General features: G+C 42.6%; 27 protein-coding genes. All 27 read right to left on the minus strand.

From position 1 onward, the window contains the following. Positions 1-9 precede the first annotated feature (9 nt). The 27 genes from rpsB to ACTHPA_RS07420 all read right to left on the minus strand — a co-directional run bounded on the left by rpsB (position 10) and on the right by ACTHPA_RS07420 (position 22,471). Entirely contained in the window at positions 10-741 is a 732-nt protein-coding gene (gene rpsB, locus ACTHPA_RS07290) for a 30S ribosomal protein S2 (protein WP_440499499.1), read from the minus strand. 144 nt (positions 742-885) lie between these two features. Next, positions 886-1,398: a hypothetical protein gene (locus ACTHPA_RS07295; RefSeq protein ID WP_440499500.1), complete on the minus strand. Its 513-nt coding sequence runs from the start codon at positions 1,396-1,398 to the stop codon at positions 886-888. A 5-nt stretch (positions 1,399-1,403) separates the two neighbouring features. Then, complete coding sequence (locus ACTHPA_RS07300) at positions 1,404-1,706, minus strand: RNA polymerase subunit sigma (RefSeq protein ID WP_440499501.1); 303 nt, start codon at positions 1,704-1,706, stop codon at positions 1,404-1,406. Further along, positions 1,703-2,485: a FliA/WhiG family RNA polymerase sigma factor gene (locus tag ACTHPA_RS07305; RefSeq protein WP_440499502.1), complete on the minus strand. Its 783-nt coding sequence runs from the start codon at positions 2,483-2,485 to the stop codon at positions 1,703-1,705. The genes ACTHPA_RS07300 and ACTHPA_RS07305 overlap by 4 nt, the downstream gene beginning before the upstream one ends. Positions 2,486-2,617: 132 nt before the next feature. Then, positions 2,618-3,106 carry a chemotaxis protein CheD gene (locus ACTHPA_RS07310; protein ID WP_440499503.1) on the minus strand — a complete coding sequence of 163 codons (489 nt, stop codon included), beginning with the start codon at positions 3,104-3,106 and terminating at the stop codon, positions 2,618-2,620. Positions 3,107-3,108: 2 nt separating this feature from the next. After that, the gene (locus ACTHPA_RS07315) at positions 3,109-3,741 is read right to left on the minus strand and encodes a chemotaxis protein CheC (protein ID WP_440499504.1); all 633 of its coding nucleotides are present in this window, start codon (positions 3,739-3,741) and stop codon (positions 3,109-3,111) included. Further along, the gene (locus ACTHPA_RS07320) at positions 3,731-4,201 is read right to left on the minus strand and encodes a chemotaxis protein CheW (RefSeq protein WP_440499505.1); all 471 of its coding nucleotides are present in this window, start codon (positions 4,199-4,201) and stop codon (positions 3,731-3,733) included. The genes ACTHPA_RS07315 and ACTHPA_RS07320 overlap by 11 nt, the downstream gene beginning before the upstream one ends. Positions 4,202-4,217: 16 nt before the next feature. Beyond that, the gene (locus tag ACTHPA_RS07325; protein ID WP_440499506.1) at positions 4,218-6,266 is read right to left on the minus strand and encodes a chemotaxis protein CheW; all 2,049 of its coding nucleotides are present in this window, start codon (positions 6,264-6,266) and stop codon (positions 4,218-4,220) included. 12 nt (positions 6,267-6,278) lie between these two features. Beyond that, entirely contained in the window at positions 6,279-7,349 is a 1,071-nt protein-coding gene (locus ACTHPA_RS07330) for a protein-glutamate methylesterase/protein-glutamine glutaminase (RefSeq protein ID WP_440499654.1), read from the minus strand. Positions 7,350-7,401: 52 nt separating this feature from the next. Continuing rightward, a complete protein-coding gene (locus tag ACTHPA_RS07335) occupies positions 7,402-8,265 on the minus strand; it encodes a MinD/ParA family protein (RefSeq protein ID WP_440499507.1) in 864 nt (287 codons plus the stop codon). Further along, on the minus strand, positions 8,258-9,289 hold the full coding sequence (locus ACTHPA_RS07340; protein ID WP_440499655.1) for a flagellar biosynthesis protein FlhF: 1,032 nt from the start codon (positions 9,287-9,289) through the stop codon (positions 8,258-8,260). Before ACTHPA_RS07340 ends, ACTHPA_RS07335 begins: the two co-directional genes overlap by 8 nt. Before the next feature lie 76 nt (positions 9,290-9,365). After that, positions 9,366-11,396: a flagellar biosynthesis protein FlhA gene (flhA, locus tag ACTHPA_RS07345; protein ID WP_440499508.1), complete on the minus strand. Its 2,031-nt coding sequence runs from the start codon at positions 11,394-11,396 to the stop codon at positions 9,366-9,368. A gap of 26 nt (positions 11,397-11,422) precedes the next feature. Further along, on the minus strand, positions 11,423-12,502 hold the full coding sequence (gene flhB / locus ACTHPA_RS07350; RefSeq protein WP_440499509.1) for a flagellar biosynthesis protein FlhB: 1,080 nt from the start codon (positions 12,500-12,502) through the stop codon (positions 11,423-11,425). 3 nt (positions 12,503-12,505) lie between these two features. Next, positions 12,506-13,282: a flagellar biosynthetic protein FliR gene (gene fliR, locus ACTHPA_RS07355; protein WP_440499510.1), complete on the minus strand. Its 777-nt coding sequence runs from the start codon at positions 13,280-13,282 to the stop codon at positions 12,506-12,508. 4 nt (positions 13,283-13,286) lie between these two features. Continuing rightward, a complete protein-coding gene (gene fliQ, locus ACTHPA_RS07360) occupies positions 13,287-13,556 on the minus strand; it encodes a flagellar biosynthesis protein FliQ (RefSeq protein ID WP_440499511.1) in 270 nt (89 codons plus the stop codon). Between the two features lie 62 nt (positions 13,557-13,618). Next, entirely contained in the window at positions 13,619-14,284 is a 666-nt protein-coding gene (fliP, locus tag ACTHPA_RS07365) for a flagellar type III secretion system pore protein FliP (protein WP_440499512.1), read from the minus strand. Further along, positions 14,277-14,966 carry a flagellar biosynthetic protein FliO gene (locus ACTHPA_RS07370; protein WP_440499513.1) on the minus strand — a complete coding sequence of 230 codons (690 nt, stop codon included), beginning with the start codon at positions 14,964-14,966 and terminating at the stop codon, positions 14,277-14,279. The genes fliP and ACTHPA_RS07370 overlap by 8 nt, the downstream gene beginning before the upstream one ends. Positions 14,967-14,969: 3 nt before the next feature. Next, entirely contained in the window at positions 14,970-15,332 is a 363-nt protein-coding gene (locus tag ACTHPA_RS07375; RefSeq protein ID WP_440499514.1) for a response regulator, read from the minus strand. Positions 15,333-15,352: 20 nt separating this feature from the next. Then, positions 15,353-16,576 (minus strand): flagellar motor switch phosphatase FliY, encoded by a 1,224-nt coding sequence (gene fliY / locus ACTHPA_RS07380; RefSeq protein WP_440499515.1) that lies wholly within the window; start codon positions 16,574-16,576, stop codon positions 15,353-15,355. Further along, positions 16,569-17,567, minus strand: a complete 999-nt coding sequence (fliM, locus tag ACTHPA_RS07385) for a flagellar motor switch protein FliM (RefSeq protein WP_440499516.1) — start codon at positions 17,565-17,567, stop codon at positions 16,569-16,571. The genes fliY and fliM overlap by 8 nt, the downstream gene beginning before the upstream one ends. A 38-nt stretch (positions 17,568-17,605) precedes the next feature. Continuing rightward, on the minus strand, positions 17,606-18,031 hold the full coding sequence (fliL, locus tag ACTHPA_RS07390) for a flagellar basal body-associated protein FliL (RefSeq protein WP_440499517.1): 426 nt from the start codon (positions 18,029-18,031) through the stop codon (positions 17,606-17,608). Continuing rightward, the gene (locus ACTHPA_RS07395) at positions 18,021-18,242 is read right to left on the minus strand and encodes a flagellar FlbD family protein (RefSeq protein WP_440499656.1); all 222 of its coding nucleotides are present in this window, start codon (positions 18,240-18,242) and stop codon (positions 18,021-18,023) included. The genes fliL and ACTHPA_RS07395 overlap by 11 nt, the downstream gene beginning before the upstream one ends. Positions 18,243-18,490: 248 nt before the next feature. Next, positions 18,491-19,285, minus strand: coding sequence for a flagellar basal body rod protein FlgG (gene flgG / locus ACTHPA_RS07400; RefSeq protein ID WP_440499518.1), 795 nt, complete (start codon positions 19,283-19,285; stop codon positions 18,491-18,493). 88 nt (positions 19,286-19,373) lie between these two features. Continuing rightward, on the minus strand, positions 19,374-19,754 hold the full coding sequence (locus tag ACTHPA_RS07405; RefSeq protein ID WP_440499519.1) for a TIGR02530 family flagellar biosynthesis protein: 381 nt from the start codon (positions 19,752-19,754) through the stop codon (positions 19,374-19,376). Positions 19,755-19,772: 18 nt separating this feature from the next. Beyond that, positions 19,773-20,420, minus strand: coding sequence for a flagellar hook assembly protein FlgD (gene flgD / locus ACTHPA_RS07410; RefSeq protein ID WP_440499520.1), 648 nt, complete (start codon positions 20,418-20,420; stop codon positions 19,773-19,775). A 3-nt stretch (positions 20,421-20,423) separates the two neighbouring features. After that, a complete protein-coding gene (locus ACTHPA_RS07415) occupies positions 20,424-21,821 on the minus strand; it encodes a flagellar hook-length control protein FliK (protein ID WP_440499521.1) in 1,398 nt (465 codons plus the stop codon). 44 nt (positions 21,822-21,865) lie between these two features. Further along, positions 21,866-22,471 (minus strand): MotE family protein, encoded by a 606-nt coding sequence (locus ACTHPA_RS07420; protein ID WP_440499522.1) that lies wholly within the window; start codon positions 22,469-22,471, stop codon positions 21,866-21,868. Between the last annotated feature and the right edge of the window lies 1 nt (position 22,472).

Here is a 22,472-nt window from a genome sequence, read left to right on the forward strand (position 1 = left end):
TTACTAATATTACTCTGCAGCTGCCGTTTCAGTCGCTTCTTCAGACACTTCTTCATCAGCGCCTTGTCTTGATTCGATCAATGCATCTGCCATTTTGCTAGTAAGTAGACGAACCGCACGGATTGCATCGTCATTCGCAGGAATGACATAGTCGATTTCGTCCGGATCACAGTTCGTGTCAACAATACCGACGAGTGGAATGTTCAATTTAATTGCTTCTGCCACAGCGATGCGCTCTTTACGAGGGTCAACAACGAAGATGACGTCAGGCAATGATTTCATATCACGAATACCGCCAAGGAATTTCACAAGACGTTCGTGCTCTTTTCTTAGTTCAGAAACTTCTTTTTTAGGAAGTACAGCAAATGTACCGTCCTCTTCCATCGTTTCGATCTTTTTCATACGTGCAACACGTTTTTGGATCGTACCGAAGTTTGTAAGTGTACCACCAAGCCAACGTTGGTTGATGTAGTACATTCCTGCACGCTCTGCTTCTTCTTTGATTGCATCTTGTGCTTGCTTCTTAGTACCAACAAATAGTACTTTTCCGCCTTCTGCACCAACTTGACGCATGAAGTCATAAGCTTCTTCTAGTTTTTTCACCGTCTTTTGAAGATCGATGATGTAGATTCCGTTACGTTCAACGAAAATATACTTTTTCATTTTCGGGTTCCAACGACGAGTTTGGTGTCCGAAATGTACACCTGCTTCAAGCAGTTGTTTCATTGAGATTACTGACATTTGTTTTTCCTCCAATTTGGTTATATTCCTCCGTATGTTTCATGCGACGGAATGACCTTTCGGCACCTTTTCCGATCATCCACATACGTGTGTAGTAACACCATTTGATAATATACCATACCGATAATCTGATTGCAACTCACTTCATCTGAATTTCAGCAGCAATTCCACTTCGGTTTTCCCTTTCCCGAGCTTTTTTGCAATCTCTTCAATTGGCTTCCCCTCATCATACATCTGGATGGCGAGCGTTCGACTATCCATTTCATGCACTTTAGGTACTGGTTTGGAAGATTTGCTATCTTTTACTGTCGGTGCAGTCTGGTACGATTTCATTGCAGCTTTCACAGGATAACTTGGCGTGACGATGGTGAATTCCTTTCTTTCCACTTGTCTTTCAGGCTCTTGATGGCGGCTATCAAGTGCATTTTCAACTCGTTTGCCATTTTCCTGCCGTTTTTCAATGATAGCGATAAGCCGTTCGTTTTCCTCTTTCAATTCAGATAAGTAGGCGCCGATCGCATCATCCATCTCTGCCATAAGCTTCTGCTGCTTCTTCTCCAAGTTGTTGAATTTCGAAACTTTCATATATAGCAATGCAATGAAATAAAAACCGATCACTTGTACTATGAATAAAAATACTAAAAATACTGTTTGCATGTCCATCATCCTGTAAAGTCGACAAACGACCCTTTGTAAGGGTGTACTGTCTTCTTTTCCTCTTCCTTATGTTGATGTTCTTTTTCTTTCTGATTCCTGTCTCCATTTTTGCCTTTTGAATCTTTATCTGTTTTGGCGTATTTCTCGGAGCGCCGGACACTTTCCCGGTTTTTCAATGTCTCTTTTTCGTTTTGGAGCTGTGCCTGATCTTGGTTCAACTGCGTTTGCTGTTGTTTCTGTTCCTGCATTCTTCCTGCTTCAAACGTTTTTGGTATGGCGATTTGGAGTTCGATTCCTTTCAGGCTCATAAAATCCCTCCATCAACAATTTCCGGCAACAGTAGTTTTCGCAATTTGAAGAGCGCTTTCGAATGGATTTGAGAAATTCTAGAAGTCGATAAATTCAAGATTTCCCCTATCTCAGTCAACGTCATCTCATCTGTGTAAAACAAGTTTAATACCAATTGTTCATTATGGTTCAATTCTTGAATTTTCGATGCTAAATCACCGACGAGTTCCCCCATGACGATTTGCTGTTCAGGAGTGCGCTCGTGATCATCCTTCAGGACAAATGATTTTTGCCCTTCCTCTTCGTCATCATTCATACGCTCGTCCATGGAAAGCACATTGGAAAAATAATGTTCATGAACTGTCTGATATACTTCTTCTACGGTAACGCCAAGATGTTCAGCAATCTCTTCGGGCGTTGCGTGACGCAGTAGTTTCTGCTCCAACTTGCCGATTTCTTCCTCAAGCTTTTTTGACCTTTCTCGGGAGGATCGGGGAAGCCAGTCTTCCTTACGCAAACCATCTATGATTGATCCTCGGATCCTGAAGGAAGCGTACGTATCAAATTTCAAATCCCTGCTTGGATCGAATTTTGTTAGTGCGTCGAATAGACCTTGCAGGCCCAAGCTCATAATCTCATCCCTCGATACATTCCGAGGCAAGCCCGAGCTGATTCGTTGCACATGGTAATTGACGAGAGGAGTATACTTCCGGACTAGTCTATCGCCGGCATCGGGATCCCGATCATTTAACCATAGTTTCCAACATGCATCTTCTCCCGTCAGATCCTCTTTGGACATCGAATCCCTCACCTTCCATGATGTTTCCGTCAAAACGAGAAATTATATAATTTCTATTATAGCAAATTTCGACAAAAAATAGCGACTGAACCGTTCAGTCGCTCTGCTACGTTTATGCCTATTGATACTGCTTCAAATTTCCTTCGTTCCGAAATTGACTGTCCGGATGCTTAATGCGCTCGTTAACGGATCGAATTCGATTGTCCGTCCGCTCGAACCACCGGTGTCTTCCGCTATTATTGGAATAGATAGTCGGGCGAGCTCTTTTTTGACAGCTTCAACATTACGCGGACCGATGCGGATGGAATCACTGGAGCCAAATTGAAACATTTGGGCGCCTCCAGCGATTTTTGCTTTTAGGGATAAAGGGCGAACCCCTTCCGACTTCAGCATTTCCATTAATGAATAAATACCGGTATCAGCAAATTTAGCTACATTTATACTATCCGATCTTCCAAGACTCGATTCGGGAAGCATAACATGCAGGAGCCCGGCAATCTTCTTAGATTCGTCATAAAGTACAACACCGACGCATGACCCTAATCCGGATGTCCGGATTGTGTCCGGTGCATGAACGATATTCATATCGGCGATTCCGACTCTAACTACTGTTTTTAACATGATTAGAGTACACCTAACGAACGGAAAATCGTTATATAAGATTCCGGATCAGGAAGCAAAAAGAAATGCCCGTCCACACTCGAATGTCCGTTATCGCCTTCCTCTTCGATGCGCGTATCGATAACGATGACCTCATCGCTAAAATGTGATACTTCTATAAGTCCAAAACTGACAATAGCCCCGACCATATCAACACTCAATGATGGAACTGTTGGATGGACTTTTAATCCTGTAAAATCCGATAAGGCAGACAAATAGGATCCAGATAAAATATTGCCGAGCTCCTGCATAGCCGAAATACCCATTTCGGGAATCGGCACTGCATGGAAATCGAACGTCTCATCACCGATTAATCTGCGGATGAACTCGTTTGCAGAATCGATCGGCAAGACAAAGAACATGCTTCCTGATAAGTCGCCTTGAATTCTTAAATAAATGCCTGCCACAATCCGCTCAGGGCCCCCTGCCAGATCAAACATTTCGTCGAAGGAAACGAGTGAAACTTTCGGAACGAGCATATCAATTTTCCTACCAAGCAATTGTGATAATGAAGTTGCCGCATGAGCTGCCCCGATATTCCCAATTTCCTTTAGCACGTCAAGGTGCATATCGGTAATTTGGTGATCAGATTTCATCTGTCGTCACCCGTTTCACAGGCTGTAGCACTTTTTCTAAATTTAGCATGACTAATAGTCGTTTCCCTACTTTGGCAACTCCCGAAATGAATTCGGATTCGATGGAACCAACGACTTCGGGCTGCGGTTCGATGGAATCAACCGAAATATCGATTACATCATTCGCCGAATCTACGATGAGTCCCACCTCAAATTCCTCCAATGAAACGATGATGATTCTGCTGCTGTCGTCTAGAGTTTTCACTTCCATGCCGAAACGTTCTCGCAAATCGACAATCGGAGTGACAACTCCTCTTAAGTTGATAACGCCCTTTATATATGATGGTGTTTTCGGAACTTTCGTAATGGAGATGAGTTTTTCAATGGACTCGACAACATCCACAACAACGGCATATTCTTTATCCATCAACTGGAACACGATCACTTTCATTTCATTACTGCTCTTAATTGTTTCAGCCATGCTTTTCCCCTCCCGCCTATTTGATCAATGCGTTGCAATCCACGATAAGCGCAACTTGGCCGTTTCCTAAAATTGTAGCGCCAGATATGGCGAAGACGCTTTGAAGATAATTGCCGAGCGATTTCAAAACGATTTCTTGTTGTCCTATGAAGGAGTCTACAACGAGACCAGCCATTTTATCGCCTTTACGTACGATGACTACTGATTGGAATTCTTCCAGTTCTGACCCTTCCCTCATCTCGAAAATATCTTTCAAATTGACGAGTGGAACGATGCTTCCTCTGAAATCAATCACTTTTTGGTTATGAGCATTCAAAATATCGGAAGTTTGAATGATTGCTGTTTCAATGATCGATGATAGCGGGATTGCATAAATATCTTTGTCCAAATTAACGAGCATTACCGAAATAATCGATAACGTCAACGGCAATTGAACTTGGAATAGAGAGCCTTGCCCTTCCTTCGAATCGATTGTAATGTAGCCGCCGAGTGATTCTATCGTGCTTTTCACGACATCCAAACCAACTCCGCGACCGGATACATCCGTAATTTTTTCAGCTGTAGAAAAACCGGATGCTAAAATGAGCTCTGCAAGCTGTCGTTCAGTCAAAGTGGCGGCAGTCTCTTCCGTAACGACGCCTCTTTCAAGCGCCTTCTGCAAAACCCTTTCCTTATTGATGCCTGCACCATCGTCTTCAAGCTCAATGAATACGTGATTGCCGGAATGATATGCTCTTAAAGTGACTGTGCCTTCTTCCGGCTTTCCTTTTGCTAGACGCTCTTCCGGACTCTCGATACCATGATCCAATGCATTTCTTATCAAATGTACAAGAGGATCTCCTATTTCATCAATAACCGTCCGATCCAATTCAGTTTCAGCACCGATAATTTCAAGGTTTATCTTTTTATTGAGATCACGTGCTAGTTGACGAACCATTTTCGGGAAGCGGTTGAATACTGTTTCTACAGGAATCATACGCATGTTCAGGATGATGTTTTGAAGATCGCCAGATACCCGTGTCATCCGCTCGACGGTTTCATTCAAATCGGGATTATGTAATTCACTTGCGATTGATTGCAATCGGCCCCTATCGATCACCAATTCTTCAAAAAGGTTCATAAGTATGTCCAACCGGTCGATATTGACGCGGATGGTCTTATTCGCACTATGTGCATTCGTTGTACGGCGACTTTTTTTAGGAGATGCATCACTCTTCCCGCTGTCTTTCGTGACTGCCACTTCAGGTGCGGATTCAATCACTGCAGGCAAATCGCTCTTTGGATAAGATGTGTTAGTAATAGGACGGATTTCAACATTATCCACTTCAGACACTTTCAATACTTTTGCTTCCAGTGAGCTCGCATCTTCATTTGTAATGAGGACAACTGTAAACGTTTCATCGAAATCCTCATTTTCCAACTGTTCAACAGATGGTTTAGTTTTAACGATTTCTCCTGATTTCTCAAGAATCCCGAAAACCATGAAAACTCTCGCAGCTTTTAGCAAACAATCTTCCCGAAGTGTGACAGAAATTTCAAACGCATGAAAGCCTTGTTCTTGCGATTGACCAATTACCGTCAATTCATAATCATCATATTGAAGCATCGGTGTTTCTTGTACCGTTTGCGGTTCCACCGTCGCTACAGTAGCAGCTGTCTCCATTTCTGGAGAAACGATGGCCGGTTGTCCTGCTTCGATTTTATTTAACGCGGAAACGAGTTCCTGTACATCCTTTTTACCTGTCCCGCCAGCTTCGATATCCATCACCATTTCTTCCAAGTAATCAACAGCTTGGAAGACGATATCTAGTATTTCTGTCGTAACACTAATTTTTGAGTTTCGGATGGCGTCTAACACATTTTCCATCTTATGTGTCAAGTCGGCAATATCCTCATAACCCATAGTGGCAGACATCCCTTTCAATGTATGGGCAGATCGGAATACTTCATTGACAATCGCCAAATCCTCCGGGTTTTTTTCCAATTCTAATAAATGCTCATTGCACGCTTGAAGATGCTCTTTGCTTTCCTCGAGAAACATTTCAAGGTATTGATTCGTATCCATAATGACGCCCCCTCAAGAATGTAAGATTTCCGTAATTGCTTCAGCAATATATTGTACATCAACGACCTGGTCGGCCAACCCGGCTTCTTTGATCGCTTTAGGCATGCCATATACAACGGACGTCTTTTCAGATTCCGCTATCGTAATCGTTTTACAAGCGGTTTTTAGTTGCAACATGCCTTCCCTGCCGTCATGCCCCATTCCCGTCATTATAGCAGTAACATACTGCAATTCTTGGATGGCAGCAGCTGACTCAAGCAGGACGTCGACGGACGGGCGATGGCCCATTCTCGGCGGTTCCATAATATCAAGACGGACACAATAGCCTGTCTTGCATTTTTCGAATTTCAAATGCTTTCCGCCAGGAGCGATATAGGCGACGCCTTTCAAGAGTGGTTCTCCATCCTCGGCTTCCTTCACCTGTATATCACTTAGGCCATCCAATCTTTGGGCTAATGACTTCGTAAACCCTGGCGGCATATGTTGGACGATCAGAATTGGTGCATTTAGATCAGATGGCAACCGTGTAAGCACTTCTTGCAATGCCCGAGGTCCCCCTGTCGATGTACCTATTATAACAAAAGTCTCTAGCACTTTGGAAATCTTTTTATCTTGCGAGGTAGTTAATGAAGACATGGATCGAATGGTTGTCTCTTTGTCAGGAAAATCTCTTTGTATCGCTTGTACTCGCTCTACTATCGGTTGTTTGACAAGAGTTGAGATTTTGACTTTCGTCGCTGCTACAACTTTCGCAACAATTTCCTGTTCAACCTCATGTAAATTGAGTGAAATGGCTCCTCCTGGTTTAGCTACAAAATCGACTGCTCCATACTCCATTGCATTCATTGTGTTTTCCGCTCCAATTTCGGTTGTGCTTGAAAGCATGACGACCGGCGTCGGTTGTTGTTCCATGATTTGTTTCAAAGCTTCAAGCCCATTCATGAGCGGCATCTCGATATCCATCGTAACGGCGTCTGGCCGAAGCTCAACAACTTTCTCAACAGCGTCTTTCCCATTGCGCGCTATACCAACGACTTCAAGCAGCGGATGTTTCGAGAGCATTTCTGAAACTAGTTTTCGCATAAACGCGGAATCATCAACTACAAGCACTTTTTTCACAGTGCTTAATCCCAAATCATTCACGCCCTTTCAAGAAAATTCCTTTCAACTTTTTAAGGAATCCCGTCTCGTCCTTTTCCTTGTTCCGATCTACAATAACGAATTCATCTGCGATTGCAGTCATTCTTTTGGAAATAGGAGCGTTTGGAAATAGTAGTAAAAACGGTTTTTGTGCGACTACCGCTTTATGGACAGCTGCGTCTTCCGGTAAAAATCCTAATATCGACGTTTCTTTATCAAGGAATTTTCGCATTGCATATTGTAAACGGGTTACTGCGTCATTGCCGTCATCGTGTTTAGTCACCCGATTGCTGACGATGTTGAATTTCTTTTCAGGATCCTTTAGACAGATGAACTTCATCATGGAATAAGCATCAGTAATAGATGTAGGCTCAGTCGTTGAAATGACGATAACTTCATCTACTGCAATGATCAGTTCAATGGAACGTTGCGTGGCACCTGCCCCCATATCAAAAAGGATGAAGTCGTACTCCTTCTGCAATTGCTCGAATGCAGCAAGCAGTCTTTCGAACATACTCTCCGACCAATCGAGTACAGAGTCCAACCCTGAACCTCCTGAAATGAATGTAAGACCAAGCTCGTCTGTATTAATAATATTTTCAAGAGTTTGTTGACCGGTCAAGTAATCTTTCAAACTATATTTCGGTGCGACCCCTAATAAAATATGGATGTTTCCCATTCCGATGTCCATATCGACAACGATAACTTTTTTTCCTTTTAAACGTAAAGAGTGGGCGAAATTCGTCGTAAAATTCGACTTGCCCACTCCCCCTTTCCCACTGACAATTGCAATGGATTTGGCCAAGTTGCCTTGAGCCTGCAGCATTTTCATCCGAAGTGCTTCCGCTTGGTCACGCATGTTTAGCACCTGCCAATAACAATTTGAGCATTTTGTCAACATCTGCTTCAACAATATCTTCTGGAACTTCCTGTCCATCTGTGTAATAGGCGGTTCCAATCTTGTATTGTCTCATCAAATTGAACATAGGACCGATTGATCCCGTTTCATCTACTTTAGTAAAAATGAATTTTTCGACCGGGAAAGAAGTAAATCTGTTAATGATTGTCTTCATATCTTCTTCTTTCGAAGTGACAGATAAAACTAGGAAAGATTCCATATCAAGTGAGAAGTCGATCAGTCGCTTTAAATCGTCTACAAACTTCATTTCTTTATAATTTCGGCCGGCCGTATCAATGAAAATCAAATCTAAATCTTTCATTTTCATGATGGCATCTTCAAAATCATTACTGTTATAAGCAATTTCAACGGGAGCTTGCAAAAGGTTTGCATATGTACGCAATTGTTCAATTGCAGCTATCCGATATGTATCAGTCGTAATGAAGCCGATTTTCTTTTTATGTTCCAAAAGTGCTCGCGCTGCGATTTTAGCGATTGTTGTCGTCTTCCCGACCCCGGTCGGACCAAGCACGTTAATGAATTTTCTAGAAAATGTAATTCCGCCGAAAGGCAATTCCGAGAATTCTTTCGACAATACGGTCATTGCAATTTGCAACTGCTCTTCTTTTGAGAAATCCTTTTTATTCTCTTTCATTTGTCCAAAGATTTCATTGCCGACCTGGAGAATGAGTTCTTTTGACAAGCCCTGATTCTCTAAATAGGTAAGCAACGGCTTCAATTCGTCTGGGAAATTGGAGAATGAAACGGACTGCCTCATTTCTTGAAGCAGTCTTTTCATTTCATTCATTTCGTTCTTAATTTCCTCATCATTCTTTGACTCCACAGATAAGGATGCTTGTTTCGAAATGAAAGCAGGTTCTGGTATAATGGCCGGCTCATCGAAACCGGCGACGACTTCAACCGATTTTTTTTGAAAAAAACCGAGAAATCCTTTGGAAGTGATAACATTCGAGCTTAGAATGATTGCATCACCCCAAAATCAGCTCTCACTTTCTTCATTGCCTCCACCATCGTGTCGGCTGTATATTTTTTCATTTTCATCAGATATCCACCACCCCGACACTTTGGACTTCAATTGAAGCTTCGAGCTCATTGTAAGATAAAACAGGAATCTGCGGGAAGTAACGCTCTGTTATTTGCCTTAAATACATTCGGATAGCTGGCGAGCAAAGAATGACAGGCGATTGGTCCATCAAAGCAACTCTTTCTACTTCTCTAGCGATTGACTCTAATATTTCTTGTGAATGTGAAGGGTCAATCGACAAATAATTCCCTTGCTCGGTCTGTTGAATATGATCCGCTATCAATTTCTCGACCTTTCCTGAGACGGTCAATACTTTTAATGCATCGACTCCGGACGAATATTGCGCCGTAATTTGTCTCGCAAGCGATTGGCGTACATACTCCGTCAGCAAATCAATATCCGACGTGTACTTCGAATAGTCGGCCAACGTTTCAAAAATGATTGGCAAGTTCCGGATAGAGACACTTTCATTCAGTAATTTTGCTAACACTTTTTGGATTTCACCGATAGAAAGAGGTGTCGGTGTAAGTTCATCCACTAATATAGGGTATGTCTCTCGGACATGATCGACTAGCTGTTTCGTTTCTTGACGTCCAATCAAATCTGCAGCATTCGCCCTAATGACTTCCGTAAGATGGGTCGAAACAACGCTTGGTGGATCAACGACAGTATATCCCATAATTTCCGCATCTTCCTTCACATCTTCCGTAATCCATTTTGCAGGAAGACCGAACGAAGGCTCGATTGTATCGATTCCGACAATCGAATCATCGCCGCCCGGACTCATGGCAAGATAATGATCCAGTAGAAGTTCGCCTCTTGCCATCTCATTTCCCTTAATCTTGATACGATACTCATTTGGTTGCAATTGAATATTGTCCCGGATCCGTACAACTGGTATGACAAGACCTAATTCAAGAGCGAGCTGCCTTCGAATCATAACGACTCGATCCAGCAAATCTCCACCTTGCTGGGCATCGACTAATGGAATGAGACCATAACCGAATTCAAACTCGATCGGATCGACATTCAATAGATTGACAACATTTTCAGGACTTTTCATCCCTTCCGTTTCAACATCTTCTTCCATTTCCAGCAGTTCTTCCGGATCTTCTTCCGGCTGTCTTGACATGAAGAACGCTCCTATAGCTAACAACGCAGCAATTGGAATCGTCAAAATATCATTAATCGGTGTAAATAGCCCTAGTAGTAATACCGTTACTGCCGTTACATAGAGCAGCTTAGGTTGTCCTAAAAGCTGTCTTGTAATATCTGAACCAAGATTTCCTTCGGATGCAGCACGTGTTACGACAATACCTGTAGCTGTTGAAATGAGCAGAGCCGGAATTTGGGAGACGATTCCATCCCCGACAGTCAATTTAGAAAATGTCGTTGCAGCCTCGGCAAATGGCAGACCCATTTGCGCCACACCAATAATCATCCCTACAAGTAAGTTAATAATTACGATGATGATCCCAGCGATGGCATCACCCTTAACAAATTTAGTCGCTCCATCCATCGCACCATAGAAATCGGCTTCATTACTTACCTTTTCTCGACGGCTTCTTGCTTCTGCCTCCGAAATCATCCCTGCGTTCAAATCGGCATCGATACTCATCTGCTTACCAGGCATCGCATCAAGCGTAAAGCGGGCTGCTACTTCCGAAACCCTTTCTGACCCCTTCGTAATGACGATGAATTGGATTATGATTAAAATGACAAAGACGACAAGACCAACGACAATATTTCCTCCGGTTACGAACGTACCAAAAGTGTCAACAACTCCACCTGCATCTCCTTCTGAAAGAATTGCACGAGTTGTCGAGACGTTCAAGCCTAATCGGAATAACGTCAATAATAAAAGCAAAGATGGAAATATCGAAAATTGCAATGCTTCCTGCATATTCATTGAAGTTAGAAGGACCAATAATGCAAGCGTGATATTAATGATAATTAAAAAGCTTAGAAGCCAAGGCGGTAATGGGATGACGAGCATGGCAACAATCATAATGACTGCTGCTAACACTCCGATATCTCTAAATTGCATGTCATCCCCACTTTCTCATAATGTACTTAAATCTTTCGTTGAATGCGATAAACATATGCCAATACTTCAGCAACCGCCTTGAAAAACTGGTCTGGTATCCGATCTCCGATTTCCACATCATCGTACATCGCCCTAGCAAGGGGCCTGTTCTCGACCATGACAATATTATGCTCTTTCGCAATCAACTTGATCTTTTGTGCGACGAAATCAGCTCCTTTTGCAATAACGACAGGCGCATCCATTTTTTCGTCATCATATTTCAAAGCGATTGCAAAGTGGGTCGGATTCGTGATGACCACATCCGCTTGAGGCACTTCCTGCATCATCCTTCGCATCGCCATTTCCCTTTGCCGTTGTTTGATGCGCGACTTAATGATTGGATCGCCTTCTGTGTTTTTATATTCATCCTTAATGTCCTGTTTAGACATCCGCAAGTTTTTCTCATAATCAAATTTTTGATAGAAATAATCCAATACCGAAATAAATAAAAGGACAAAAGAGGCGATAATGCCCATTAAAGCGACTAATTGTCCGACTGTCACCAAAGTGTCATGCGGTGTCTTGAACGCAAGACCTAACACTTTTTCGATATTTGTCATAAGTAGGAATGTCGTTACTGAACCGATAAACGATATTTTCAACAAGGATTTTAACAATTCAACGAGAGCTCTTATGGAAAATATCCTTTTCAAACCTTTAATCGGATCAATTTTCTTCAAATCGAATTTCATAGGTTCCGCCGTAAAAAGCAATCCGAATTGCATTAAATTTCCAGCGATGCCGGCAATGACAGCGATCGCCATTATCGGCAAAAGTATGTACGCCATTTGGACAATCATATCTACATAAAGAATCATAGTTTGCTCGATATCTAATGCCTTTATAGAAATGGATTCTGTGAATGAATGAGTAAAGAAAACGAAGAATCGGTCACGCATGAAGCCGGCAGCGAAAAAAAGGAACAGGAATACGAAGAGAAGGACAACTGCGGTTGTTACATCCTGACTCTTTAATACCTGTCCTTTCTTACGGGAATCTTGTCGTTTCTTGGGAGTGGCCTTTTCTGTCTTTTCGCCCGCAAAGAACTGTAAGTCCAAACGTATCATTCATCAGCCACCTCCTAAGATAATCATCAAATCCCTCATTGCCGACATCATCACTTCAAATAGTTTTCGCATCATTGCTATCATGACCGTGAACATTGTCACAAGAACGAGGAAACTGACACCAATTTTAATAGGAAAGCCGACTACGAAAATATTCAGTTGGGGAACTGTCCTTGCTGTGATCCCTAACGCCAAGTCGACAAGAAATAGTGTCGCTACGATTGGCACCGACATTTGAAAAGCAATAGCAAACGTCGTCGCGAATGTTCTTATGACAAATTCAATTAGCCGTTCATCACCGTAAGCGGGCCAAAGCATATCAATAGGGATGAATCGATAACTATAAAAAATCCCATCAAGGAGCATATGATGACCATTCAATGTCAGCAAGAGCAACATGGCGAGTACATTGAAAAATTGGCCGAGCAACGGTGATTGGGCTCCCGTTTGAGGGTCGATAACGTTGGCGATAGCAAATCCCATTTGGAAATCGATAAAGCCGCCTGCAATTTGGATTGCCGACATGACGATATAGGCGATGACGCCGATGAACAGTCCAGTTGTTGCCTCCTTGATCACAAGAAGTATGTATGAACCATCGATTTCGAGACTGGGGGCATCAATCGTATACACCATCATCCACGATAATAATGCTGCAAAGATGATTCTTTGCGTCGTCGGTATTGCCCGATAGGAAAACAAAGGGACCGTTACGATGAATGCTGTCACTCTTGTTAAAATGAGCAAGTATGCGGCTAAAGAAGGAATCAGTTCTTCCATTCCATCACCCGATATACCGGACTAGATTATCGAAAATATCAGTCGCGTATGCTGTAACCCTTGCTAACATCCAAGGTCCAAAGAAGACAAGAGCTACGAGGACGGCAATGATTTTCGGCACAAATGCCAATGTCTGTTCCTGAATCTGGGTCGTCGCTTGAAATATACTGACGATCAAACCGGAAACCAATGCGACAATTAACAGTGGTCCGGATGTTAAAAGAATTACCCACACCGCCCGCTCAGCTATCGCTATAATTAATTCGCCTGTCATTCATTACCACTCCTAAACTGTAAAATGCCGATTTGCCTAAATGGAAGTGATTGTGAGCAGCGCTAAAAACTTTGCAATAAAGACTTGACGATAAGATACCATCCATCGACAAGGACAAATAACAAAATCTTAAATGGCAATGAAATCATAACCGGCGGCAACATCATCATCCCCATGGACATAAGGACACTTGCCACGATCATATCAATGACAAGAAACGGTATGAATATCATGAAGCCCATTTGGAATGCGGTCTTTATTTCACTTAATGCGAATGCTGGCACCAACATCGTCAATGGTATATCTTCCAATGACTCGGGACGCTCCGCCTCGTTGTATCGTAGGAACAACTCCAAATCCTTCTGCCTTGTATGTTTACTCATAAACTCCTTGAACGGCATGCTTGCATTTTCATATGCTTCTTCAAGTGTAATTTCTTCAGCGAATAACGGAGTTAACGCTGTTTCATTCACTTCTTGGAATGTCGGAGCCATGATAAAGAATGTCAAAAACAAAGCGAGTCCGACAATAACTTGGTTTGGCGGCATTTGCTGAGTTGCCAATGCTGTCCTGACAAACGATAAAACAATGACAATCCGTGCAAATGACGTCATTAAAATGAGAATTGCCGGCGCAAGCGAAAGGACTGTGAGCAGAAGAAGCATTTTGATGGATGTCGATACATTAGACGGGTCGCTGTCCGAAAAAAACTGGACGAAATCATTCATCTTTTCTGCTCTCCTTTTCTGCCAATCGGTTCAAATGTTTCTTCCTTTCCGCTTTCAATTCATCAAGTCGGGAAGTGAACATTTTATTGAAATCAGCGGGTTGATCGCTTTCATTCGATGAGTTGTCTTTATTTATCGGAAGTGCCGCCAGCAATTTGTTTACGAATCCTGGCGGAGATTGAAGCTCGTCATCATCAAAATAACTTTCCAACGCGCGTATCTCTTCCGGATCGGTAATCTCTTTCAAAAGTCTAACTTCGTCACCTACGCCAATAAGGTAATAGGAATCTCCGATGATTACTAATTGAATGGATTTCTGCTGTCCTAATGAAAGTCCCCCGACATTTTTCATTAATCGATGCTGGTCAAACATTCGGTTTTTCCGATTAATGAACTTCAAAAGAGCGAATAAAAGGCCGATAACAAATAGCAATGCAAAAAACGTCCTGAAGTAATCCCACCCTGACAAGCCGACAGCTGCCCCGTCTTGCGAGCGGTCGGCAGCTGGGGAATCTTCCACATTATCTTTCTTAACCTCTTGGCCATCATTTTTGTCTTGCTCCATCCAATCAGATACCGACTTGTTCTCATCCGTCTCGGCATGTACTATCCCTGGCAAAATAGCAAAGAAGAATACTAGAAGCAGTGGTAATAGTTGTTTCTTAATTAATGATAAATTCATTGTTTAACCTATTGCTTTTTGGATCGCTTCAACAACACGGTCAGCTTGGAACGGCTTGACGATAAAATCTTTTGCTCCAGCTTGAATTGCATCAATTACCATCGCTTGCTGCCCCATTGCGGAACACATAATGATAGTCGCCGATGGGTCCTTTTCTTTAATGGCTTTCAATGCTGCAATACCGTCCATTTCAGGCATTGTAATATCCATTGTTACTAGATCGGGCTTCAATTCCAAATACTTTTCAACGGCTTGTGAACCATCCGCAGCCTCACCGACCACTTCAAAATTGTTCTTTGTCAATATATCCTTTATCATCATCCGCATGAAAGCCGCATCATCCACTATTAAAATACGTTTACCCATTCTCATAACCTCCCAAAGTTCTATCTTAAGTTATTTAATCGTTCTGTTTGACTTAGAATATCCGTTATCCGCACGCCGAAGTTTTCGTCGATAACGACTACTTCCCCCTTGGCGATATGACGGTTATTCACTAAAATATCAACTGGTTCTCCTGCCAGCTTATCCAATTCTATGATGGAACCACTAGACATTTCAAGGATTTCTTTAACAGACCGCTTTGTCCTCCCAAGTTCTACAGTAACTTGCAATGGGATGTCCAATAACATATTCAAGTTATTCGTTTCAGCTTGATTAAGCGATGGTGCATCAAAGCTTGCAAAACGCGCTTGCTGTACGTGGACAGGAGGTTGCTGCTGTCTTTGTGACATCTGTTGCTGAGCAGGCTGCTCGTAATAAGGTTGTTCATAGTAAGGCTGTTCACCCGGCTGTGAAGCACTCTGCCCTGGAAATGTCGAATGATCCTCTTGAGGAAATTCTTGTCTTTTCGGCTGCTCGATTGTTGGAGCCGGTCTGGAAGGCGCTTCAATCGTAACTGCGGCCTCTTCCTCTGCCCCCATTCCCATAAGCGATGCTACAAGGTTTTTACCGAATTGGAGCGGAAACAGCTGCATAATATTTGAATCAATCAATTCTCCGACTTTCAACTCGAAGGAGACTTTGATCATCATTTCATCTTCCGGTATCTTTTCAGTGCCTTCAGCGTTTTGCATATTCATCAAGTCGATTGATGGAGGGGAAATATCAACTTTCTTATTGAAGACAGTAGACATCGACGTAGCCGCCGAACCCATCATTTGGTTCATCGCTTCTTGTACAGCACTCAAATGGATTTCATTTAGTTCTTCATTTGGAGCCATTCCATCTCCGCCAAGCATGAGATCAGCGATGATTGCTGCGTCACTTTGTTTAATAACGAGTAGATTTGTACCGTTTAAACCTTCCGTATATTCCACTTGGACAGCCACATAAGGGTGGATGAATTCAGTTTCTAACATACTCCTATCTACTACAGAGATTGCGGGAGTTGTAATTTCAACTTTTTGCCCAAGCAATGAGGAGAGTGCTGTCGCGGAGCTCCCGAAGGATATATTTCCAACTTCCCCCAATGCATCTTTCTCCATTTCGCTTAATTGGTTATCAAAATTCTGATGTGCAGAGGACGATGTTGCCGTTTCTTCCGCGCGGATTGGTTCTCCGCGCAGCAACGCTTCGATTTCTTCTTGAGAAAGTACATTATCACTCATCATCTTCATCCCCTCCGTTCAATATATCGATTATTTGTACAGCCATCCTATTTCGAAGATGACCTGGTTGTGCAGTGAATTTTGGTACGTCTCCCACTCTGACAAGTAATGGATCATCTATTTTCCGATCAAGAGAAATGACATCCCCAACTTGAAGATACAAGAAATCCTCAACCGACATAGAACCTTTCCCTAATTCAGTAGCAATTGGCAAAGTTGCTTGTTTCAATCGTTTTTCCAAAATGATACTTTGTTCTGTCGTCGGTTCTTTCTTGTTCGATTGCATCCAATAGCGGACCGATAAATTCGGAACGATTGGTTCGAGGACAACGTGTGGAATACATATATTGATCATTCCGCTCGACTCTCCGATGACAATATTGAATGAAATGACTACAACGGTTTCATTCGGTGAAATCATTTGAAGAAACTGTGGATTCACTTCCATTTCGGATAAGAACGGATCCATTTCAATAATGCCTGCCCAAGCTTCACGTAAATTGTCGAAAGACCGTTCGAAAAGATTAGTTAATATCTTTGTTTCAATTTCGGTCATATTATCCACTTTTCCAGGGCCTTCCCCAATGCCGCCCATCAATCGGTCAAGCATTGAATAGGCTACATTTGGGTTGACTTCCATGATGATATTGCCCTCAAGTGGCGGGACTTCGAAAATATTAAGTAATGTCATATTAGGAATGGATCTAATGAATTCCTCAAATGGAATTTGGTCGACCGATGCGACATTTATTTGAATGTACGTCCGCAATTGTGCGGAGAAATAAGTCGTCAATAATCTTGCGAAGTTTTCATGGATTCGTGTCAAGCTACGGATTTGATCTTTCGAGAAGCGGAGGGCACGCTTGAAATCATATACTTTGACCTTACGGGTCTCCTCTTCCTTCTTCATCTCTTCCGCGGACATTTCACCTGTCGATAATGCCGATAACAAGGCATCAATTTCATTTTGGGATAAAATATCTCCCGGCATAAGGCCACCTCCCGGCATAGTATATGTCCATCATTTTCTTATTGGATAATGTAAGAAACGATGTACACTTTTTCGATTTCACCCTCTTGCATGAGAGGATTCAGTTGCGATTTGATGGAATCCTCAAATGCCTGCTTCCCTGCTTTTCCTTCAAAGTCTTTAGAAGTCATTTCAGAAAGTTCTTGGATAACGATGTTTTGAACTTGGAAATCCCGTTTCGTTAGTTCTTCTGCAGCTTTTTTATCTGTTGTTTGGATTTTCAATGAAATCTTGATGAATTGTCGGCCCGATAAGTTTGTCATGATCTCAGGGACGTCCACAGACGCTTCAAGGATTTCATCGATCGTCGGTTCTTTTTCTACCGAATCCCCTTTTAATTGCAAGGTGAGGATTAAGCCGATTATCCCGACGAGTGTCAAGGTAACTACTATAATTAGTGCGATTGTTAATGCTTTATTTTTCATCTTCTTCACCCCGGATATGCGGATTCGATAATAGTTGGACCGACTGATAAAATTCAGTAATGCGGCGATTGACTTCGTCAATTGGGTCCAGGACGATGTATTTGGTACCAGTCGTCAGTGTGATGGTCGTGTCGGGAAACGATTCGACAGTTTCTATGTATAGGGCGTTCAACATGAACGCTTTGCCGTTGAGGCGTGTAACTTTAATCATATGTAAGGGGCCGGGCACAGGGCCGGCCCGACCCTCCTTTGCTAATAACGCATATTTGTTTAATGATGCATAAAACAGTCTTCTGTAACGGATTTCCGCTTCTGGCGGACGCTTTCCGCGGGCACGGCTTCAATCTCCTCGTCACTGCGTTCCTGCGGGGCCTTTCAGCTCATGCTGTTCCCGCTGGAGTCGCCGCCTTCCGCTTCAATCCTATATAAGTCTAATTATATAGTGAGAGAATTAGTTAATTATCGCTTCAAATTGACAAGTTCTTGAAGAATTTCATCTGATGTTGTTATGATACGTGTGTTTGCTTGGAAACCACGTTGTGCAACGATCATTTCTGTAAATTCTTCTGCAAGGTCGACGTTGGACATTTCTAGGAAGCCGGATTCAACTGCTCCAGTTCCTCCTTCTAAAGGAACATTTTCTTCAGGCACCCCAGAGTTAACAGATTCCTCGAAGTAGTTTCCTCCTATTTTTGTTAAACCAGCAGGGTTTGGAAACTTCGCTAATTGAATTTGGCCCACTTCTTGGAGATTACCGTCTACATCAACATAAGAAACTACGCCATCTTGTCCAATTGACATGCTTTGTGCATCCGTAGGTATATTTAGCGGAACAGCATCGCCAACAAGGTATTTTCCTTCACTATTAACTAAATTACCTTCATTATCTAAGTAAAAATTCCCGGCTCTTGTATAAACTCTTCCTGTACCATCTCCGTCTTCTAATTGGAAAAAACCATCTCCTGAAATAGCTAGATCCAACGTATTCCCAGTAAATTGTGTCGAACCTCCTGAATGGATTGTATCAATTGCGGCAATTTGAGATCCGAGTCCCACTTGTTTCGGGTTAACCCCACCGCGAGTCTCTCCTGGTGCAGAGGCACCCGCCACTGTCTGTGAAATTAAATCCTTGAAAATAACCCGTCCTTTTTTAAATCCATAAGTATTAACATTTGATATATTGTTCCCGATTACATCCAATTTCGTTTGGAAGTTTCGTAGGCCTGAGATTCCTGAGTACATTGATCGTAACATGTTTGTTTTTCCCCTCTCGGATAGTAGAATGTGCTGCCTCTGTCAGTCGGCAGTACGTCGGCATCCTCTTTCTGAGGTCCTGCCGGTGTTAGCTGAGCACGATTGTGCCGTCGATGTTTGTAAATAATTGATCTTTCGCTTCCTTGCGATCCATCGCTGTAATGACGGTGGAATTTTTTGCGCTGATGATCAGTGCTGCTTGATCCATCAGTACAAGCGATTCTTTGATTCCCTTCACTTTTGCCTCATTCACCTTGTCTGTGATGTGTGCCCATTCAGTTTCTGTAATATGAATGTTCCGCTCTTTCAGCCTGTCGTTTGCGTGTTTGCTAATTTTCAATTCTTGCGGCTGTATTGCTTTGTTCAGCTGTTCAAGAAACGACTGTTTCGGCTGTTGCGGTGCTTTCAACGGTTGGCCATGGCGGATAAGCGGCTGCGATGGAACGTGGTGGATGTTCAACTTGTCCATACACTCGCTCCTCTTTTTTTATTGGCTGATGGATGTAAATGAGTCTCCGTCCAAACGACTGCCGTCTTCCAAAATATATTGAAGTTTTCCTTCTTTATTGGAAACAGATACGACCGTTCCGGATTTTTCCACTTCACCATCCATATACCCGACTGTTTTGCCTATCAAAAGACTTGCTTCGACTAGACTATTTGTACTTCCGGACCCAGATAGCACTTCTGAAATATTGCCTGGAGTCAGTTCCTTGCCATCTGCCATTGTAAAGACAACAGACCCATCAACGAATTTCGCGGATTGGATAACACCTGTTCCTTCATTGACAATCGGCTTGCCAGCTTCATCCTTTTTATCAGTCAGTTCGTGCCAGCGGACGTTTTTTCCGACAAATTGGTTGTATTGGATCAGCTGGGATTGGTTTTGTGCTTGTGCGAACTTTTCAAATGCGCTCGCCAAGTTCATCGTTTGTTCCAGGGATGAGAACTGGGCCATTTGCGCGATGAATTCGTTGTCTTTCATCGGGTTCGTCGGATCCTGGTTTTGCAGTTGTGCAATGAGGATTTTCATGAAAGCGTCCTTGCCCATCGTTTCTGGACCTGTTTTCCGTTGATCCCGTTGTTTATTAATAAGGAACATCGACTCAGTTATCGGTTTTTGTCCTTCTACCATTCTTTACACCTCCAGTTCAATCATATATTCTTCAAATGATTGGTCTTCTTCAGACGTTTTGTCCTGTCTGTTATCACTATTATGCTGCTCACGCTTGAATTGCTCATTGAACGATTGTTCACGTTCATTCCTAGTCGATTCTTGGATTGTTTGCGTAATGTCAATGCGGTTGATTTGCAAATTTTGTTGGTTAAATGCGTGTTTCAGTTGGTGCAACTGACTGTCGAGCAACCCTTTCGCAAATGCGGTTGAGGCTAGTATTCTCGCTGTCATGATCCCGTTCGTTTCAAGCAGTTCGATCCGGACTTGACCAAGATGTTCAGGATATAGCTTAATGAGCATCCGGTTCGTTCCGCCTACTTGACCGAAATTGGATCGTTTCATTAACGCCTGCATTTCTTTCATGAACGTCTCGCTTCGATTCGTATGATTCGATTCCGATTGTTGTATTGGCAGTTCGACTTTGACTGAAGTAGAAGTTCCGTGCACAACAGTCGTATGGGAAGTTATATCGGGTTGTTTATCGGCATTATTTGAAATTGATACATTTGTTGGTCTCGATTCGGTCTGATGTATTGGCACTTCGACTTTGACTGCTGTGGTAATTCCATGTGCAGCAGTCGTTTGAGATGGAGTATCAGGTTGTTTATTACCATTGCTTTCAGCATTTGTTGAATTTGACGAGTTTGTTTCAAGAACAATTCTGAAGTCCGTTTTTTGTTGGATGAACGGCAACTGCTCCTGCTTCATCATTGCTACGATCCGCTGTTCAAATTGTCCAGCAGCTCCGGTTAGCATATGGTGGAAACTGTCGACTATCTGTTCCATAGATACAACCATATCTTTTTTCGTCGCCATCACATCTACTGTCTTTAAAAATGCCAACAGTTCGATAGCTTCATTTCTTGTAGCCGGTTTTTGGAGAGCTCCATTTAGTTCATTAATAAAACGGCTGCCCACGCCATCAATCATGCTTAATATAGTCCACATATCAGTAGCCACGGTCAATTCATCTGTTTCAATTTTCGTCAATCCAGCTTGCTCCAGTAATTGTTTTACCTTTACGAGCACTTCCTCGGGATTGACATCCAACAAATTCGCAAGGTCTTCTACACTTTCGATGTTCTCGGTTGCTACAACACTAGAAGGCAATTCGGTATTTCCGCTTCCCGGAATTGCTTGTATAGCAATCTCCAACTCTTCGACTGTCGTCGCATTGAAAAGATTTGAAATTAACTCGACCGGAATTTCTCCAGTACCAGCAAGCTCCGTTTCTGGAGCGTTCGTTGAAATGCTAGCAAATATTGCGCCAAACTTTGTCGTTGCAGGATCGCCTTTTTGCACATTGTTTACTGCAAGTTGATTCATACCGATCATTGACTGCAATGCTCCGATGTTCACTCTTTCTTTCACCTCCCCTCATAGCTTGTCACCTATACCTCTACTTATTTTGTCATGAGACTCGTATATTTTGCGGCATCTTCAGGTGACATCTTTTCTAATATCGGTGCGAGAACTTCAGGTTTTAGGCTTGAAAGTATTTCAATTGCTTCTGCGTCGCTCATTTTTGTAATGACAGGCGCTGCAGATTTTGCAGACATTTTTTCGAAGGTAGATATGATTTCCTTCATATCCCGCTTATAATCGTCTTTTTCCATTTTTAACGCTTCAATTTGAGCTAATAAGCTTTTTTGCTCATCGAGAAGAGCCTGTTTCTCATCATCCGATTTAGCTAAGTCTTCTTGGAGTTTAAATAATTGCGCTTCCTTGTCCTGGATTTCCGCTTGCAATTCGACGACTCGTTCTTCTATGACCAAGTCATCGACATTTTCGTCATCGACTTGCTTCTCGTTAATGAATGGCAGGGACTTTGTCCACTCTTTCGCTTTGTCAAAAACATTCACATCAGCGACATATGCGATGATCAATAACACCATTGTCGTGAAGAGGAGCGGAATGAGCGTCCAAAGTAGCACTTCTTGGAAGAGGCGGGTACTTTTCTTCTTTTCAACGATTTTCTCATCAGTTTTCAGTTTTGAATTCCTCGCCAAG

The organism is Sporosarcina sp. SAFN-015 (assembly GCF_051966875.1).
GTDB lineage: Bacteria > Bacillota > Bacilli > Bacillales_A > Planococcaceae > Sporosarcina.

Bases quoted from the DNA above. Each gene is read 5' to 3' on its own strand.
- rpsB (WP_440499499.1), bottom strand. From the start codon at position 741: ATGTCAGTAATCTCAATGAAACAACTGCTTGAAGCAGGTGTACATTTC.
- ACTHPA_RS07295 (WP_440499500.1), bottom strand. From the start codon at position 1,398: ATGCAAACAGTATTTTTAGTATTTTTATTCATAGTACAAGTGATCGGT.
- ACTHPA_RS07300 (WP_440499501.1), bottom strand. From the start codon at position 1,706: ATGAGCCTGAAAGGAATCGAACTCCAAATCGCCATACCAAAAACGTTT.
- ACTHPA_RS07305 (WP_440499502.1), bottom strand. From the start codon at position 2,485: ATGTCCAAAGAGGATCTGACGGGAGAAGATGCATGTTGGAAACTATGG.
- ACTHPA_RS07310 (WP_440499503.1), bottom strand. From the start codon at position 3,106: ATGTTAAAAACAGTAGTTAGAGTCGGAATCGCCGATATGAATATCGTT.
- ACTHPA_RS07315 (WP_440499504.1), bottom strand. From the start codon at position 3,741: ATGAAATCTGATCACCAAATTACCGATATGCACCTTGACGTGCTAAAG.
- ACTHPA_RS07320 (WP_440499505.1), bottom strand. From the start codon at position 4,201: ATGGCTGAAACAATTAAGAGCAGTAATGAAATGAAAGTGATCGTGTTC.
- ACTHPA_RS07325 (WP_440499506.1), bottom strand. From the start codon at position 6,266: ATGGATACGAATCAATACCTTGAAATGTTTCTCGAGGAAAGCAAAGAG.
- ACTHPA_RS07330 (WP_440499654.1), bottom strand. From the start codon at position 7,349: ATGCGAAAACTAGTTTCAGAAATGCTCTCGAAACATCCGCTGCTTGAA.
- ACTHPA_RS07335 (WP_440499507.1), bottom strand. From the start codon at position 8,265: ATGCGTGACCAAGCGGAAGCACTTCGGATGAAAATGCTGCAGGCTCAA.
- flhA (WP_440499508.1), bottom strand. From the start codon at position 11,396: ATGCAATTTAGAGATATCGGAGTGTTAGCAGCAGTCATTATGATTGTT.
- flhB (WP_440499509.1), bottom strand. From the start codon at position 12,502: ATGATACGTTTGGACTTACAGTTCTTTGCGGGCGAAAAGACAGAAAAG.
- fliR (WP_440499510.1), bottom strand. From the start codon at position 13,282: ATGGAAGAACTGATTCCTTCTTTAGCCGCATACTTGCTCATTTTAACA.
- fliQ (WP_440499511.1), bottom strand. From the start codon at position 13,556: ATGACAGGCGAATTAATTATAGCGATAGCTGAGCGGGCGGTGTGGGTA.
- fliP (WP_440499512.1), bottom strand. From the start codon at position 14,284: ATGAATGATTTCGTCCAGTTTTTTTCGGACAGCGACCCGTCTAATGTA.
- ACTHPA_RS07370 (WP_440499513.1), bottom strand. From the start codon at position 14,966: ATGAATTTATCATTAATTAAGAAACAACTATTACCACTGCTTCTAGTA.
- ACTHPA_RS07375 (WP_440499514.1), bottom strand. From the start codon at position 15,332: ATGGGTAAACGTATTTTAATAGTGGATGATGCGGCTTTCATGCGGATG.
- fliY (WP_440499515.1), bottom strand. From the start codon at position 16,576: ATGAGTGATAATGTACTTTCTCAAGAAGAAATCGAAGCGTTGCTGCGC.
- fliM (WP_440499516.1), bottom strand. From the start codon at position 17,567: ATGCCGGGAGATATTTTATCCCAAAATGAAATTGATGCCTTGTTATCG.
- fliL (WP_440499517.1), bottom strand. From the start codon at position 18,031: ATGAAAAATAAAGCATTAACAATCGCACTAATTATAGTAGTTACCTTG.
- ACTHPA_RS07395 (WP_440499656.1), bottom strand. From the start codon at position 18,242: ATGATTAAAGTTACACGCCTCAACGGCAAAGCGTTCATGTTGAACGCC.
- flgG (WP_440499518.1), bottom strand. From the start codon at position 19,285: ATGTTACGATCAATGTACTCAGGAATCTCAGGCCTACGAAACTTCCAA.
- ACTHPA_RS07405 (WP_440499519.1), bottom strand. From the start codon at position 19,754: ATGGACAAGTTGAACATCCACCACGTTCCATCGCAGCCGCTTATCCGC.
- flgD (WP_440499520.1), bottom strand. From the start codon at position 20,420: ATGGTAGAAGGACAAAAACCGATAACTGAGTCGATGTTCCTTATTAAT.